The organism is Nocardia asteroides, assembly GCA_019930625.1.
GTDB lineage: Bacteria > Actinomycetota > Actinomycetes > Mycobacteriales > Mycobacteriaceae > Nocardia > Nocardia sputi.
Window position 1 is genome coordinate 2,359,983 of the sequence record CP082844.1, and the last position, 16,590, is coordinate 2,376,572.

13 protein-coding genes are annotated in these 16,590 nt (G+C 68.4%); 10 read left to right on the forward strand and 3 right to left on the reverse strand.

The window, feature by feature from the left end; translation table 11 throughout:
* Positions 1 to 2 precede the first annotated feature (2 nt).
* Together nhaA and acs are read right to left on the reverse strand one after the other, a co-directional pair.
* A complete protein-coding gene (gene nhaA, locus K8O92_10690) occupies positions 3 to 1,847 on the reverse strand; it encodes a Na+/H+ antiporter NhaA (protein ID UAK34284.1) in 1,845 nt (614 codons plus the stop codon).
* Between the two features lie 168 nt (positions 1,848 to 2,015).
* Positions 2,016 to 3,971 carry an acetate--CoA ligase gene (acs, locus tag K8O92_10695; GenBank protein ID UAK34285.1) on the reverse strand — a complete coding sequence of 652 codons (1,956 nt, stop codon included), beginning with the start codon at positions 3,969 to 3,971 and terminating at the stop codon, positions 2,016 to 2,018.
* Between the two features lie 413 nt (positions 3,972 to 4,384).
* Here acs and K8O92_10700 point away from each other — a divergent pair, with 413 nt between their 5' ends.
* Genes K8O92_10700 through K8O92_10720 form a run of 5 tightly spaced genes read left to right on the forward strand, consistent with a single transcriptional unit; the run spans position 4,385 to position 10,379 of the window.
* Positions 4,385 to 5,974: an ABC transporter substrate-binding protein gene (locus K8O92_10700; protein ID UAK35605.1), complete on the forward strand. Its 1,590-nt coding sequence runs from the start codon at positions 4,385 to 4,387 to the stop codon at positions 5,972 to 5,974.
* 54 nt (positions 5,975 to 6,028) lie between these two features.
* Entirely contained in the window at positions 6,029 to 6,955 is a 927-nt protein-coding gene (locus tag K8O92_10705; protein UAK34286.1) for an ABC transporter permease, read from the forward strand.
* Complete coding sequence (locus K8O92_10710; GenBank protein UAK34287.1) at positions 6,948 to 7,907, forward strand: ABC transporter permease; 960 nt, start codon at positions 6,948 to 6,950, stop codon at positions 7,905 to 7,907. Before K8O92_10705 ends, K8O92_10710 begins: the two co-directional genes overlap by 8 nt.
* Positions 7,904 to 9,580, forward strand: a complete 1,677-nt coding sequence (locus K8O92_10715) for an ABC transporter ATP-binding protein (GenBank protein ID UAK34288.1) — start codon at positions 7,904 to 7,906, stop codon at positions 9,578 to 9,580. Before K8O92_10710 ends, K8O92_10715 begins: the two co-directional genes overlap by 4 nt.
* Positions 9,581 to 9,632: 52 nt before the next feature.
* Entirely contained in the window at positions 9,633 to 10,379 is a 747-nt protein-coding gene (locus tag K8O92_10720) for an oxidoreductase (GenBank protein ID UAK34289.1), read from the forward strand.
* A 490-nt stretch (positions 10,380 to 10,869) separates the two neighbouring features.
* Here the strand turns inward: K8O92_10720 and K8O92_10725 are convergent, their stop codons facing one another.
* On the reverse strand, positions 10,870 to 11,676 hold the full coding sequence (locus tag K8O92_10725) for an HAD-IB family hydrolase (protein ID UAK34290.1): 807 nt from the start codon (positions 11,674 to 11,676) through the stop codon (positions 10,870 to 10,872).
* A gap of 570 nt (positions 11,677 to 12,246) precedes the next feature.
* Here K8O92_10725 and K8O92_10730 point away from each other — a divergent pair.
* The 5 genes from K8O92_10730 to K8O92_10750 all read left to right on the forward strand — a co-directional run bounded on the left by K8O92_10730 (position 12,247) and on the right by K8O92_10750 (position 16,575).
* Complete coding sequence (locus K8O92_10730) at positions 12,247 to 13,356, forward strand: CpaE-like family protein (protein UAK34291.1); 1,110 nt, start codon at positions 12,247 to 12,249, stop codon at positions 13,354 to 13,356.
* A 10-nt stretch (positions 13,357 to 13,366) separates the two neighbouring features.
* Positions 13,367 to 14,551 (forward strand): TadA family conjugal transfer-associated ATPase, encoded by a 1,185-nt coding sequence (locus K8O92_10735; protein UAK34292.1) that lies wholly within the window; start codon positions 13,367 to 13,369, stop codon positions 14,549 to 14,551.
* On the forward strand, positions 14,548 to 15,342 hold the full coding sequence (locus K8O92_10740) for a type II secretion system F family protein (GenBank protein ID UAK34293.1): 795 nt from the start codon (positions 14,548 to 14,550) through the stop codon (positions 15,340 to 15,342). Before K8O92_10735 ends, K8O92_10740 begins: the two co-directional genes overlap by 4 nt.
* 168 nt (positions 15,343 to 15,510) lie before the next feature.
* Positions 15,511 to 16,134 (forward strand): type II secretion system F family protein, encoded by a 624-nt coding sequence (locus K8O92_10745; protein UAK34294.1) that lies wholly within the window; start codon positions 15,511 to 15,513, stop codon positions 16,132 to 16,134.
* Between the two features lie 255 nt (positions 16,135 to 16,389).
* On the forward strand, positions 16,390 to 16,575 hold the full coding sequence (locus tag K8O92_10750) for a DUF4244 domain-containing protein (GenBank protein UAK34295.1): 186 nt from the start codon (positions 16,390 to 16,392) through the stop codon (positions 16,573 to 16,575).
* Positions 16,576 to 16,590 lie beyond the last annotated feature (15 nt).

The following is a 16,590-nucleotide window of genomic DNA, read 5'->3' on the forward strand; positions in this document are numbered from 1 at the left end:
GCCTAGGAAGTCCGCTTCTCCAGGACGAGGCGATCCTCGTGCGCGGAAGCGCCCAGCCCGTGCGGCAGTACCGTGCGCGCCTGCTTGAGCGAGTCGATCGTCTTCTCCGGCGCGCGCAGTTTCTTCACCCGCCGGTACCCGACGAACGCCAGCACCGCGGTCGCCGCGATCATCAGCAGGAAGACGATCAGGAAGGCCGCCCAGCGCGCCAGCCACACGTCGAGCAGCTCGCCGAGGAAGAAGAAAAAGAAGAAGGTGCTGAACAACAGCACGGTGAGCGCGAGGATGAAGAAGACGCTGCCCTGCAGGCCCTTCTTGATCTCGCCGGTGACCTCGGCCTTGGCCAGCTCGACCTCGGCGCGGACCAGGGTCGACATCTGCTCGGCTGCGTCACGGACCAGGGTTCCGAAACTCGCGGAGCCGAGCGGATCGGCGTCCGTGAGAGGAATGGAGGTGACCGTACGACCGCGCTCCGCGTCGCTCCCGTTACCGCCGTGGTTGAAACTCACTTGGTCGACCCTTCTCCCTGTCCCGGCACTGCTGAAACTCCCGTTCGATGGGCGGCGCTCCCGGTGCCCTCCGTGGTCACGCAGGCTACCGCCTCCGGGCGAATCGCTCGCGCCGCCGTATTGTTCACGTTGTAGCGCACGGGCGTCCCGCCGAGCCTGGTGGACACGCCCACGCCGCAACAGTAGCGCCGAACCGGCGAGCGACGCCGCCATTGATGTGACCAACACAGCGGCTTTCGCCAACTCGACGGCGGATCCGTCCGCGACATCGGCGAGCGCGAGTTCCGCCACGAGAAGGCTAACCGTGAACCCGATCGCGCCGAGCACCGACAGGGCGAACATGTCCCGCCAGCCGAGCCCGCTGGGGCGGGTCGCGATGCCCAACCGGATTGCCATCCAGCTCATCCCGAAGATGCCGAGCGGTTTGCCGATCAGGAGCCCGAGAATCACGGCGAGGGCGAGCCGGTCGGTGAACAACTCGCCGAACACCGTGGGATTCAACGGGACTCCGGAGGCGAACAGGGCGAACAGCGGAACGCACAGCCCGGCGGAGACCGGCTGGAAGAGGTGCTCCAGCCGGGTGGCGGGCGCTTGTCGTTCTCCGGGATCCGGGCGCACCCGGGTGAGCAGGCCGAGCGTGACGCCGGCCAAGGTGGGATGGATGCCCGCCTCGTGCAGCGCGTACCAGGACGCCAGCGCCAGCGGAACATAGAGCAACGGTGTACCGATTCGCGCGCGCTGCCCCAGCGCCCAGCCTGCGAAGCATCCGGCCGCGGCGAGCAGCCACAGCAGCGACACCGTCGTGGTGAACAGGACCGCGATCAGGATGATCGCCATCAGGTCGTCGACCACCGCGAGGCTCAGCAGGAACACGCGCGCGCCCGCCGGGATGCGCGAACCGGTCAGCGCGAGCACGGCGAGCGCGAACGCGATGTCGGTGGCGACCGGGATGGCCCAGCCGCGCTCCATGCCGGGGACGCCGAAGCCGACGACGGCCGCGATCAGGGCGGGGGTCACCACACCGCCGATCGCCGCGATGACCGGCAGCGCGGCGCGCCTGCGGTCGGCGAGTTCGCCGACGACCAGTTCGCGTTTGAGTTCCAGGCCCGCGACGAAGAAGAAGACCGCGAGCAGACCGTCCTTGGTCCAGTCGGCCAGCGTCAGTTCCAAATGCAGTCGTGGGATCGCGACGACCGTCTCGGTCATCGTCAGATAGCTCGCTCCCCACGGCGAGTTCACCCACAGCAACGCCGTCGCCGCGGCGATCAGAAGCAGTGCGCCTCCGACGGTTTCCGTGCGCAGGTAGCGAGACAGTTCCGAGCGCACTTGGATGATCACGGGAAACCTTTCGGGCGGTGGTCGGGCCGAGTGGACGCTGCACTCGGCCGGAGCCGGCGTACGCGTGCGCGACCGCTCGCCGACCAGACTTCCCGGCACACCTGACGCAATCTTAACGGGCACGGCCGGTGACGGAGCCCGCCACCGGCCGTGCCCAGCGCCGCGCGGTCAGTCCTTGCTCGCCCGGATCGCTTCGAAGACGCTCGGGTCGACGAGGGTGGAGGTGTCGCCGAGTTCGCGTCCTTCGGCGACGTCTCGCAGGAGGCGGCGCATGATTTTGCCGCTGCGGGTTTTGGGGAGTTCGGGGACGATGTGGATTTCGCGGGGTCGGGCGATGGGGCTGATGTGGCGGGCGACTTCGGTTTTGAGGTCGTCGATGAGTGTGGTTCCGGTGTTGTGGGCTTGGGCTGTGAGGATGACGAAGGCGACGATGCCTTGGCCGGTGGTGGGGTCGGTGGCGCCGACGACGGCGGCTTCGGCGACGGTGTGGTGTGCGACGAGGGCGGATTCGACTTCGGCGGTGGAGATGCGGTGGCCGGAGATGTTCATGACATCGTCGACGCGGCCGAGGATCCAGAGGTCGCCGTCGGTGTCGAGTTTGGCGCCGTCGCCGGCGAAGTACCAGCCTTGTGCGGCGAAGCGTTGCCAGTAGGTTTCCCGGAAGCGTTGCATGTCGCCCCAGATGCCGCGCAGCATCGACGGCCAGGGTTGGTCGAGGACGAGGTAGCCGTTGGCTTCGGTTTCTCCGCGGTGGACGGGTTTGCCTTCTTCGTCGACGACTTGGGCGCTGATGCCGGGTAGTGGGGTCATGGCGGCGCCGGGTTTGGTGGTGGTGACGCCGGGTAGGGGGGAGATCATGATGGCGCCGGTCTCGGTCTGCCACCAGGTGTCGACGATGGGGGTGCGGTCGGCGCCGATGACTTGGCGGTACCAGCGCCAGGCTTCGGGGTTGATGGGTTCGCCGACGGAGCCGAGTAGCCGTAGTGTGGACAGGTCGTGGGCGTCGGGGATGTCGCGGCCCCATTTCATGAAGGTGCGGATGAGGGTGGGGGCGGTGTAGTAGATGGTGACGCCGTATTTTTCGATGAGGTGGAAGTGGCGGTGTTCGTCGGGGTGGTTGGGGGTGCCTTCGTAGACGATTTGGGTGCTGCGGTTGGCGAGGGGGCCGTAGACGATGTAGCTGTGGCCGGTGACCCAGCCGATGTCGGCGGTGCACCAGTAGGTGTCTTGGCCGGGTTTGTGGTCGAAGACGGTGTGGTGGGTGTAGGCGGTTTGGGTGAGGTAGCCGCCGGTGGTGTGGAGGATGCCTTTGGGTTTTCCGGTGGTGCCGGAGGTGTAGAGGATGAACAGGGGGTGTTCGGCGTCGAAGGGTTGTGGTTGGTGGGTGGGGGATGCGGTGGTGACGGTGTCGTGCCACCACAGGTCGCGGTTGTCGGTCCAGGGGACTTCGATGCCGGTGCGGCGCACCACCAGCACGTGTTCGACGCTGCCGGGGGTGGTGCTGTGTGCGTGGAGGGCTTGGTCGACGGCTTGTTTCAAGGGGGCGGCTTTGCCGCGGCGCCACTGTCCGTCGGTGGTGATCACCAGGCGGGCTTGTGCGTCGTCGACGCGTTGGCGTAGGGCGGTGGGGGAGAAGCCGGCGAAGACGACCGAGTGGGTGAGGCCGAGGCGGGCGCAGGCGAGCATGGCGATGATGGCTTCGGGGACCATCGGCATGTAGATCGCGACGCGGTCTCCGGCGACGAGGCCGAGGTCGGTCAGTGCGTTCGCGGCCCGGCAGACGTCGTCGAGCAGTTCGCGGTAGGTGATGGCGCGGGAGTCGCCGGGTTCGCCTTCGAAGTGGATGGCGACTTGGTCGCCGTGGCCGTCGAGGACGTGGCGGTCCACGCAGTTGTAGGCGACGTTGAGTTTGCCGCCGACGAACCACTTCGCCACCGGCGCGTCACTCCAATCCAGCACCTGGCTGAACGGTTCGTGCCAGTGCAGCCGCCCCGCCTGCTCGGCCCAGAACGCTTCACGATCGGCCGCCGCCCGCTCGTAGAACCCGGCATCGGCGTTGGCCGCCGCCGCGAACTCCGCGGTGGGCGGATACGAGTCCCTGTGGTCGGCGCTGGTTTCAGTCATCTCGTCTCTTCTTTCCACGTAGCCTGAGCGCTCGATTCTTCGCAGCCGAGTTCGACAGTAATCAACTGTGACCTACGCCGCGTGCGCTTGTGCCGAGGGTGTCTCCGCCAGCACGCCGATGCCCGTGCCCGCCGGGGACGGCCCGCACGCGGTGTTCCTGTTCCGCCCTCGACGGAGGCAATGTTCCGGCAGCAGGAGTATTTCCGCACGAAACTTGGGGTGTTTCGGCGATGTTGCCGGATCGGTAACAAGTGCGACGAACTCGGATCAATCAGATGACAGTGCCCGCGGCGGTGGTTACTCTGCCAACCACACAGGGGGATCGTGTCGGCATGCGCTGATGGACCTCGCGCGGGTGCCGCCCGGCTCCCCCCTTCTCGCACCGGGAGGACGCGTTGAAATTCCACAGAGCGATGGCGCTGACCGCGGCAGTCGTGCTGGCCACGAGCTTGGGACTGTCCGCGTGTTCCTCAGGCGACGACGCAGATGCCGACATCGTCACCGTCAACGGAGGCGAGCCGCAGAATCCATTGGTGCCCACCAACACCAACGAGAACATGGGCGGGCGCGTGGTCGACCGGCTGTTCGCTGGGTTGAAGTACTACGACGCCAACGGCAAGGCGCACGACGAGATGGCGGAGTCGATCCAGACCACGGATCGAAAGAACTACCGGGTCACCATCAAGCCGAACTGGAAATTCACCGACGGCAGCCCGGTGACGGCGAAGTCGTTCGTCGACGCGTGGAACTACGGCGCGCTCGGCGCGAACGCGCAGTTGCAGAGCTATGTGTTCGGTCCCATCGTCGGTTTCGACGAGGTCTCCGCGGAAAAGCCGACCGCACAGACGATGTCGGGCCTGAAGGTGATAGACGACCGCACGTTCACCATCGAGCTGAAAGCCCCCTCGATCGACTTCGAGACCGCGCTCGGATACGCGCCGTTCTACCCGTTGCCGGAGGTCGCGTTCAAGGACATCAAGGCATTCGGGGAGAACCCGATCGGCAACGGCCCCTACAAATTCGCCCGGCCCGGGGCGTGGGAGCACAACGTCAAGATCGACCTGGTGGCCAACCCGGACTACCCCGGCGGCCGAGCGGCCAAGAACAAAGCGCTGCGGTTCGTGATGTACCAGTCCTTCGACACCGCCTACGCGGACCTGCAGGCGGGCAACCTCGACGCGCTCGACACCGTGCCCGACAGTGCGCTCACCTCCTACCAACAGGATCTCGGCGACCGCGCGATCACCAAGCCGACCGCGCAGAACCAGCACATCGGCATCCAGTCCAACGTCGCGCACTTCTCCGGCCAGGAAGGGCTGCTGCGGCGGCGCGCGATCTCGAAGGCGATCAACCGGGAACAGATCGCGCAGAACATCTTCCACGGCACCCGGATTCCGGCGCGTGACTTCACCGCGAGCACGCTGCCCGGTTTCCAGCCCGACCTCCCCGGCTCGGAAGTGCTGAAGTACAACCCGGACGAGGCCAAGAAACTGTGGGCGCAGGCCGACGCGATCTCGCCGTGGTCGGGCCGCTACGAGATCGCCTACAACTCCGACGGCGGCCACCAGGCCTGGGTGGAGGCGGTGGCGAACAGCGTGAAGAACACCCTCGGCATCGACGCCGTCGGCACGCCGTATCCGACGTTCAAGAACATCCGCGACGAGGTGAACGCGCGCAGCATCGGCAAGGCCTTCCGCTACGGCTGGCAGGGTGACTACCCGACCATGCTGCAGTTCCTCACCTCGCAGTACTACAGCTACTCCGACACCAACAACGTCGACTACAACAATCCCGAGTTCGATCGCCTGCTGGATGCCGCCCAGGCCGCCCCGGCCCAGGAAGAGTCCTACAAGATCATCGCGCAGGCACAGGCCCTGCTGATCAGGGACATGGCCGACATCCCGGTGTTCGACTACGTCGCCGCCGCGGGCCGCTCCGATCGAGTGCGGAAGGCCGAACTCGCCTGGAACGGTCTGTTCGACTTCGAGAACATCGAGAAGTAGCCGCTCGCCGCCGCGCCCGGCCCGGTGCGCGGCGGCACCGACCCCGGAGGCGTAATGGCCTGGTATGTCCTGCGGCGTCTGCTTCAGATGATCCCCGTCTTCCTCGGGGCGACGCTGCTCATCTATGCCCTGGTATTCCTCGTTCCCGGCGACCCGATCCACGCGCTGGCCGGCGACAAACCGATGACGCCCGCCGTCGAGGCGCAACTACGTGCGCGCTACCACCTCGACGAGCCGTTCATCGTGCAGTACCTGCTCTACCTGAAGGGCATCCTCACGTTGGACTTCGGCACCGCCTTCTCCGGCAGGCCGGTGCGGGACGAGCTGGCCCGCGCCTTTCCCATCACCATCAAGTTGGCGATCATGGCGGTTCTGATCGAGTCGGTCTTCGGCGTCCTGTTCGGGCTCGTCGCCGGGCTGCGCAAGGGCAAGCTGTTCGATTCGACAATGCTCGTGGTCAGCCTGATCGTCATCGCGGTTCCGGTCTTCGTGGTGGGCTTCCTCGCGCAGTATCTGCTCGGGGTGAAGTGGGGGATCGCTCCGGTGACCGTCTCGGGAAAGGCGACGGTCGGCGAACTGCTGGTGCCGGCCTTCGTGCTCGGGTCGCTCTCGTTCGCCTATGTCCTGCGATTGACCCGGAATTCGGTGGCGGAGAACATGTCCGCCGACTACGTGCGCACCGCGACCGCCAAGGGCCTGGCCAGGCCGCGTGTCGTGACCGTGCACATCCTGCGCAATTCGATGATCCCGGTGATCACGTTCATCGGCGCCGATCTGGGCGCCCTCATGGGCGGCGCGATCGTCACCGAGGGCATCTTCAACATTCCCGGCGTGGGCGGCACGCTGTATCAGGCCATCATCAGGGGAGAGCCGCCGACCGTGGTCTCCTTCGTCACGGTGCTGATCGTCATCTTCCTGATCACCAACCTGATCGTCGACCTGCTCTACGCCGCACTCGACCCGAGGATCCGCTATGCCTGAGGTGACCAAGAGCGACGGCCCCCAGCGCCGCGGCCAGGAACACTTCGTCGCACCGCCCGACGAGGTAGAGGTACTCGCCACCGACGCCGTGCTGGACGCCGGTCCACCGACCAGTATCTGGCGCGACGCGTGGCGGCAGCTGCGGCGTAACCCGATCTTCCTCGTCGCCACCGTCCTGATCGTGTTCGTGTTGATCGTGGTGATCTGGCCGGGGTCGTTCACCGATCAGGACCCGCGTTACTGCAACGGCGACTTCAGCATGGACCCGCGCAGCTCCGGCCATCCGTTCGGTTTCGACAAGCAAGGCTGCGACATCTACGCCAGGACCGTGTACGGTGCCAGGGCATCCGTGCTCACGGGGGTCGGCGCGACGCTGCTGTTCGTGCTGGTCGGTGGCACGCTCGGCGCGCTGGCGGGCTTCTACGGCGGGCCGCTGGACTCGATCGTCTCCCGGCTGGCCGAGATCTTCTTCGCGATCCCGTTGATGCTGGCCGCCATCGTGATCATGCAGCTGCTGGAGGCCCGCACGATCTGGACCGTGATCGTCATCCTCGCCTCGTTCACCTGGCCGCAGGCGGCGCGGATCGCCCGCAGCGCCGTGGTACAAGCGAAGAACAGCGATTACGTCACGGCGGCGAAAGCATTGGGGGTCTCGCGAATACAGACGCTGCTGCGCCATGTGCTGCCGAACTCGGCGGGACCGCTCATCGTGGTGACCACGCTGTGGCTGGGCGTGTTCATCGTCACCGAGGCGACGCTGTCGTATCTCGGCGTCGGGCTGCCGCGCACGGTGGTGTCCTGGGGCGCGGACATCGCCACCGGGCAGAAGGAGATCCGCACCTCGGCGATCCTGTTCTATCCGGCGACGGCGCTGGCGCTGACCGTGCTGAGCTTCATCATGCTGGGCGACGCCGTGCGGGACGCCCTCGACCCGAAGGCGAGGAAGCGATGAGTGAGTCGGCGCGGCCGCTGCTGGAGATCACCGATCTCAACGTGAGTTTCACCGCCGACGGCAGACCGGTGCCCGCCTTGCGGGACGTCAGCCTGTCGGTCTATCCGGGGCAGACCGTGGCCATCGTGGGGGAATCGGGTTCGGGGAAGTCGACTACCGCGCACGCGATCATCGACTTGCTGCCCGGTACGGGCCGGATCACCTCCGGCTCGATCGAGTTCGACGGTAAGGACCTCACGGCTGCCTCGAAGCGAGAGATCGGCGCGGTGCGCGGCAGCGGCATCGGGTTGGTCCCGCAGGACCCCATGTCGAACCTGAATCCGGTGTGGAAGATCGGATTCCAGATCCGTGAGACGCTGGAGGCCAATGGCATCGCGAAGGGCAAAGCGGCCAGGAAACGCGCGGTGGAGTTGCTCGAGGAGGCGGGGATGCCCGACGCCGAACGCCGAGTGAACCAATATCCGCACGAGTTCTCCGGCGGCATGCGCCAGCGCGCGCTGATCGCCATCGGCTTGTCCTGCCGGCCCAAGCTGCTCATCGCCGACGAGCCGACCTCGGCGCTCGACGTGACCGTGCAGCGGCAGATCCTCGACCATCTCGAACGGCTCACCGCCGAACTGGGCACCGCGGTCCTGCTGATCACCCACGATCTGGGCCTCGCGGCCGAGCGCGCCGAACATCTGGTGGTGATGTATCGCGGCCGCGTCGTGGAGTCCGGCCCCGCCTTGCGGATTCTGCGTGATCCCCAGCACCTGTACACCAAGCGGCTGGTGAGTTCAGCGCCCTCGCTGGCCGCACAGCGGCGGTCGGCAGTGCGGCGCCGAGCCGAGATCCACGTGCGGGCCGAGCAGGTGGCCGCGGACGACACGGTGATCACGGACGAGGTGTTGGTAGCCGAACACCTGAAGAAGACCTTTCGCATCCGCGAGCGCGCGCCGTGGAAATCGACCGAGTTCGTCGCCGTGGACGATGTGTCGTTCCGGCTGCGGCGCGGATCGACCACCGCGATCGTCGGAGAGTCGGGCTCGGGCAAGACGACGGTGGCGCAGATGGTGCTCGGTCTGCTCGCGCCCACCTCCGGCGCGGTCAGGTTCGACGGCAAGGACGTGGCCACTCTGAACCGCAAGGACGCGTTCGCGTTCCGGCGTCGGGTGCAACCGATCTTCCAGGATCCGTACGGTTCGCTCGACCCGATGTACACGATCTACCGCACCATCGAGGAGCCGTTGCGAACCCACCGCATCGGGACGCCCGAGGAGCGGGAGGCGACCGTACGGGAACTGCTGGACAAGGTCGCGCTGCCCGCCGGCGTCATGCGGCGCTATCCCAGCGAACTGTCCGGAGGACAGCGTCAGCGCGTGGCGGTCGCGCGTGCCCTCGCACTCCGGCCCGAGGTGGTGGTGTGCGACGAGGCGGTGTCCGCGCTCGACGTGCTGGTGCAGGCCCAGATCCTCCGGCTGCTCGACGAACTGCAGGCCGAGCTTGGGCTGGCGTACCTGTTCATCACCCATGACCTGGCCGTTGTCCGGCAGATCGCCGACGACGTGCTGGTCGTGCAACGCGGCAAGGTGGTCGAAGCGGCGACGACCGACGAGGTGTTCGACGATCCCCAGCAGGAATACACGCGCAAACTGCTCGACGCGATCCCGGGCCGCGATCTGCTGGCCGGCTAGGCGAGACAGGCGCGCGGACCGTTCCCCGCGGGCGCAAGTAGCCTCGTATGCCGTGACCGATCCGCTTCAGCCCCTCGTCGATCTTCCCGGTGTCCGGGACGCGGCCGACCGCGCCCGCGACGCGCTCGCCGAGGTGCACCGGCACAAAGCGAACCGGCGTGGGTGGCCGACCACGGCGGCCGAGGCCGCGGTGCGCGCGGCCCGGTCCTCGGCGGCCATCGACGGCGGCGGCACGGACATCCCCGTCGACGGACGCGTCGAGGACCCGATTCTGGCCGGTTCGCTGCGCGTGGGCCAGGCATTGGACGGAGAAGCGCTGCGGAATCTGGTGAGCACCTGGCAGCGCGCTCCACTGCAAGCGTTGGCGCGGCTACACCTGCTCGCCGCGGCCGATCTGGTCGAGCAGGAAGAGTCGCTGGGCAGACCCCGCGGCGACGCGGGCGTGGCGCAGCGGCTGGACCTGCTGGCGCAGACGGTGGTCGGTTCGCGAGCGCCCGCGCCCGTGCTGGCCGCCGTAGTACACGGTGAGCTACTGGCACTGCGTCCGTTCGGAACGGCCGACGGCGTGGTCGCGCGGGCGGCCTCTCGGCTGGTCGCGGTGTCCAGTGGGCTGGATCCGCACAGCCTCGGCGTGCCGGAGGTGTTCTGGTTGCGCAGGCGGCAGGCGTACCTGGACGCGGCCGCCGGGTTCGGGACCGGGGATCCGGAGGCCGTTGGCGGCTGGGTGATCTTCTGCTGCGGGGCTTTCGAGGACGGTGCGCGCGAGGCGACGTCGATCGCCGACTCGGCGGTGAAATAACCCCCCCGTACACGTCAAAGCGGGCGGCGTTGTCTGACGACCTCACCGCCCGCTAGCACGGACTACCCGGTTACCAAGCGTGCTGTGGTGGGTTGTGTTCTGCGGCCTCGGCGACAATCCGGACATCGCCGGTTCATCCCCGCAACCTGTGCGAGGCCCTCGCCGTCGACTATCCGAATCTCGCAGGCCCACAACGCTTCTGCCCTTGTCGCGGCGCGCTCCGCGTGGGTGCCTGGTGTCCGTGCTGGGAAGGATGGTCGGGAGACAGTACCTTCTCTTCCGGTGCTGCCTTGGCCTTCCGTCCCTCCGTAGTTACCTTTCTACACTGTGACTGCACTCACATCAAGGGATGATAGAACATTGCATAATCGGCGTGTTTCTCGGCGTTTCGTGGTTAAATGCCTGGTCTCTTGCCGGTTCCGCTAAGTCGGCGAATCCCTCGGCAAGCATCCGGCGACCGGTGTTCACGCCCCGTTCGGGGCGCCCGATCTCAGCGTCGCCGACGGAGCATCCGGTAGCTGATCGCCCCGGCCACCAGCGCGCTCAGGCCGACTGCGGCCGTGGCCGCGAGCGTCGTCGAGGACGGCGCCTGGAAGCGCGACCACAACGACACCGGATTGGAGAAGGCCAGGATCGGCCAGCCGCGCGCGGTGGCTTCGCGGCGCAGATTGCGATCCGGGTTGACCGCGGTGGGGTGACCCACCGCGCCCAGCAGCGGCAGATCAGTGATCGAGTCGGAGTAGGCGTAGCAGCGCGACAGGTCGTAACCCTCACTGGCGGCGAGTTTTTCGACGGCGGCGACTTTGCCCTCGCCGTAGCAGTAGAACTCGACCGCGCCGGTGTACTTGCCGTCCGCCACGACCATCCGGGTGGCCGCGGTCTGCGAGGCTCCGAGCGCCTCGGCGATCGGGCCGACGATCTCCTCGCCGGAGGCCGACACGATCACCACGTCGTGACCCCGGATCTTGTGGTCGGCGATCAAGTCGGCCGCCTCCGCGTAGATCAGCGGATCGACCAGCTCGTGCAGTGTCTCGGCCACGATGGATTTGACCTGTTCGACGTCCCAGCCGGCACACATGCTGGTCAGGTGGGCGCGCATCCGTTCCATCTGGTCGTGGTCGGCGCCCGACAGCAGGAACAGGAAATGGGCGTAGCTGCTCTCCAGGACGGCGCGGCGGTTCAAAAGCCCCTGCGCGTAGAAGGGCTTGCTGAACACGAACGTGCTCGACTTCGCGATCACGGTCTTGTCCAGATCGAAGAAGGCGGCGACGCGGCCGCCCGTGGCTGAGTTGTCCACCTGACCAGGATAGGGGGCGCGCCTTCGGCTCGGGCTGCGGCGGAGTTCGACCGGCTGTTTCGGCGCGGTGCGGACTGTCGACGTCGGCTCCACGGCGGCCTTGTCTCGAAGCGGCCTCGGCATGTTGTGCACGGACCCCGTCACGCCTGTCGAGTGGCTGCCTTGCCTTCGTTCGGGCCGATGTGGGCGGCGGACGGACTTCGGCCGCGTCCATTGGGCACGCGGTGTTCCGGGCGGCGGGGCCGCTGCCGTCGGCGCATCGATGAAGTTTGCCCCGCAGACGCCGGGGCTGTGACGGCCGCAAAGATGTCCAACGGCGGACTTGCGTTGTGGGCGGGGCTTGGGTGTAGTATTGCTGGCACCTGGACATGGTCCAGGCGCGTTCAGCCCGACCCCCCGGGGCTGAACCCCGACGGCCCCAGCCTCCTCCCCCCCCGGCTGGGGCCGTCCTCTATTTCGGGGACGCTTCGGTAGGCCGCGCAGGCGGATAGTTGTCCACAGCCCGCGGGTTATCCACATTCGGCATACTGCGCCTTCTCTCCCTACCCGCATTCAGCGACGCTGACCTGCATGAACCTCGAAGCATCGGAGCCGAGCGGGCCACCGCCCGCCCTCGTGCTCATCGATGACGACCGCCTCCGTGACGAAGTCCGGCGTATCGCGGCGGCCGCCGAACGGGCTCTCGACGAGCGGACACAACCCGTCGGCAGGCACGCCTGGACGGGCGCTCCGCTGGTGATCCTGGATACCGCCTCTGCACGGGAGGCGGCAGCCGCCGGCTACCTGCGCCGGACCGGCGTGGTGTTGGTAACCGATGGTGAGCCAGGTTTGCTCGACTGGCAGGCCGCCGCCTCGGTCGGCGCGCAGCGGGCTATCGCCCTGCCCGGTGCTGCCGTGGGGCTTATCGAGATGTTTGCTGAGTACGGCGAGCAGCGTGCGGGCGACGGTGTGGTTGTCGCCGTCGCGGGGGCGGGCGGCGGGGCCGGGGCATCCACCCTCGCCGTCGCGGTCGGGCTGCGCGCCGCCGCGGAGGGATTCCGGCGCGAAACCTTGCTGATCGATGGCGCACCCTTCGCCGGTGGCCTCGACCTGCTGCTCGGTATCGAGAACACAGCGGGTTTGCGCTGGCCCGACCTGGTGGTCGAGGACGGGCGCGTGTCGGCGGCCGCGCTGCACGGCGCCCTGCCCATCGCCGCGCCCGGGTTGGCCGTGTTGTCCTGCGGGCGCTGCGGTGCGGGACGATTGCCACGCGAGCTCGGCTCGGCCGGAATCCGCGCGGTTATCGAAGCGGGCCGTGCCGCAGGCGATTTCGTAGTTTGCGACATTTCCGGTGAGCGCGGGCCGCATGCCGACCAGATGCTCGACTCGGCGGATCTCGTAGTGCTGGTCGTCCCGGCGCGCCTGCGGGCGGTCGCCGCCGCCGAAGCGGTGTCCGCGCACATCGCGCGGCGAAACCCGAACCAGGGGTTGATCGTTCGGGGACCTGCGCCCGGTGGCCTCCGTGGAGCCGAGGTCGCCGAGGTGCTCGACCTCCCGCTGCTCGCCGCCGTCCGCGCCCAGACCGGTCTGGCGCACCGTCTGGAGCGCGGCGGGGTCTCGGTCCGCAGGCGCGGGCCCCTGCGTGATGCCGCCGATGCCGTGCTCGGCGTGCTCAGCGCTCCACCCGGGCACCGGCGGTGAGGAGGCGGCGATGAGCGCGATACTGACCAGCGAGCTGCTGGATCGGGTGCGGGAGCGACTGGCCACCGAGACCGGCGATCCGGATCCGGCGCAGGTCGCCGCCGCGATCCGCGCCGAGGCAGGCGGGGTGCTCGGTGACACAGACCTGCTGCGTGCCCTGCGGCTGTTGCAGACCGAGTTGACCGGCGCGGGTGTCCTCGAACCGCTGCTGCACGATCCCCACGTCGCGGACGTGTTGGTGACGGCCCCGGACGCGGTGTGGATCGATCGAGGCCACGGTTTGGAGAAGACCTCCATCACCTTCTCCGACGAGGCGGCGGTCCGGCGGCTGGCACAGCGCCTGGCGCTGTCGGCGGGGCGACGACTCGACGACGCGCAACCGTGGGTGGACGGCCGGCTGACCGGACCCGGTGCGGCACTCGGACATTCGTTCGGCGTTCGTTTGCACGCGGTCCTCGCGCCGGTCGCGCACGGCGGCACCTGCCTGTCGCTGCGCGTGCTGCGTCCGGCCACCCAGGGGCTCGCCGCGCTCGCCGCGGCGGGCTCGATACCCTCCGGCGCGAAACTTCTCCTGGAGCGCATCATTCGGGCCAGGCTGGCGTTCCTGGTGGTCGGCGGCACCGGAGCCGGGAAGACGACGCTGTTGTCCGGGTTACTCGCCACCGTGGACCCGTCCGAGCGGATCATCTGCGTCGAGGACGCGGCGGAGCTGGCGCCGCCGCACCCACATGTGGTCCGCCTGGTTGCCAGGACCGCGAACGTGGAGGGTGTCGGCGAGGTCACCGTGCGCGATCTGGTCCGCCAAGCCTTGCGCATGCGGCCGGACCGGATCGTGGTCGGCGAGGTCAGGGGAGCCGAGGTGGTCGACCTGCTGACCGCGTTGAACACCGGTCACGACGGAGGAGCGGGGACCGTACACGCCAACTCGTCGCACGAGGTCCCCGCCCGTCTGGAAGCCCTCGCCGCCCTGGGGGGCATGGACCGAGCGGCCTTGCACAGCCAACTCTCCGCCGCGGTGCAGGTCGTCCTGCACGTGCACCGCCGATCCGACGGCTCGCGTGGCCTGCGCGAGATCGGTTTCGTGCACCGCACCGGAGAGGGACGGGTGCGGATCACGCCCGCCTGGCACGAGACGGGTTCGGCCCCGGCCGCCGCGGACTTGTCCAACCTGCTCGCCGAGCGGCTCGACCGATGAGCGGGGCGGTGGTGTGCCTCGCGCTGGCGCTGGTCGTGATTCCGGCGCCACGGTCCCGGCGCCGGTTCGGGCAGCTGTTCACCGCGCACGTCGCGTATCGAATGCCGCAACGGCGACTCTGGTTTCGCGCCGGTGCGATCGCAGGCGTCGTGGTCGCGTTCGTCCTCCTCGGGCCAGGTCCTTCCGTCGCGGCCGGCATGGTCGCCGGAACGGTGGGGTTGCGAGCCCGCCGGGCGGCGCGAGACCGGCGCAGGAACGTCGAGCGTGGGCACTTGCTCGAAGCCTTGGAAGCCGTGATCGCCGAATTGCGTGTGGGGGCGCATCCGAGCGCCGCCGCAGAGGCCGCCGCACGGGAGGTGCAGGGCGAGTCGGCGCGCACGTTCGCCGTCGCGGCCGCGCGCAGCCGGCTCGGTGGCTCGGCGGCGGAGGGCTTGCGCCGACCGGTTTCCTCTGTCGCCGCCGAACTTTCCCGCGTCGCGGGCGCCTGGTGGATGGCCGAGCAGCATGGTCTGGCACTGGCCGAGTTGCTGTCGGCCGCTCGCGCGGATCTCGTGGGGCGCATTCGCTTTCACGGCCGTACCACGGCTGCGCTGGCCGGCCCACGCGCCACCGCGGCGGTGCTGGCCTGCCTGCCGTTTCTCGGCATCGCACTCGGCCAGATGATGGGTGCGTCGCCGCTGGACGTCCTGTTCGCCTCGTCCGTGGGGACGGTGCTGCTGCCGCTCGGCGCGGGCCTGGCCTGCACGGGCCTGCTGTGGACCGATGTGATCACCCGAAAGGCGCTGATATGAAGGCGTTTTCCATTGCCGGTCCGGGTCGGCCGATTGGGCTACGGCAACCATGCGCTTCGGTTCGAGGGGTGGTTCTCACCGCATCCACGGGTGGCACCGCCGCGCACGGCCCGACAGAACATCCTGCGAAGGGACCTTCTGCAACAGCATTGGAGAGGAAGGCCGCTGATGGTGATCACAACCGGGACCGCACTGCCGTTGCTGCTGGTGGCGGCTGCGCTGACTCTCATGCCGGGACGGGTGGCCGTGAACCGACGGTGGTGTACTCTCCGCCGAGCACACCAGGGACCGGCCGAGTCGTCGCGCCGAACGAACCAGGAGACCGATCCATTGGCTGTGGCGTCGGTCCTGGAGCTGCTGGCCGCCTGCCTGCGCGCCGGGCTTCCCATGGCCGGGGCGGCGCGGACTGTGGCGTCGGAGGCGCCGGAGCCGCTCGGGGCGGCACTGCGCCGGGCGGCGGACCTGCTCGCGCTGGGCGCCGACGCCGCCACGGCCTGGGAACAGGTCGCACGGGATGCGCGCGGGCGACCCGGTGCCGAGGAGATCGAGTCACTGGCCCGGATGGCTCGCCGGTCGGCGCGGTCCGGATCGTCACTGTCCGCCGCGGTCACGGAGTTGGCCGAACAGCGCAGGTCGGCTGCCGAGGACACGGCGGCCGCGAAGGCGGAGCGCGCAGGCGTCCTGATCGCCGGCCCTCTGGGTCTGTGCTTCCTCCCGGCCTTCGTCTGTCTGGGCATAGTGCCGGTGGTCATCGGCTTGGCAGGCCGAGTGCTCGACGGCGGGCTTCTGTAGCCACGCGGCGCACCGTGGCTTCGCCGGGCACGGCGTCGGTGCCTGCGGGTGATGCGCGAGGTGCGCGTTCGCCTGATCCAGGCGTCCTGATCGGCGGCGCGGGGGATTCGAGACGGTGGTACGTGGCACTCGCGCCGCGCACTGCCCCGGAAGAAGCGTGCTCGTGCGGACGGGCCGCACGGGTCGGAAAGGAGGAATCGGGTGCGTATCGAGGGGGTCAGGAGATCCGTGGGCCGGATACCGAGGGCTGTATATATGGGCCTGCGGACGCGGGTGCTACGGGCAGTCGTCGCGGAGGACGGCATGAGTACGGCGGAGTACGCGATCGGCACGATCGCGGCGGCGGCCTTCGGCGCCGTGCTCTACGGCGTGGTGACAGGCGACAGCATCGTCAACGCGTTGACGAAGATCATCGACCGGGCGCTCAACACATCGGTGTAGCTGTCGCCGCGGCAC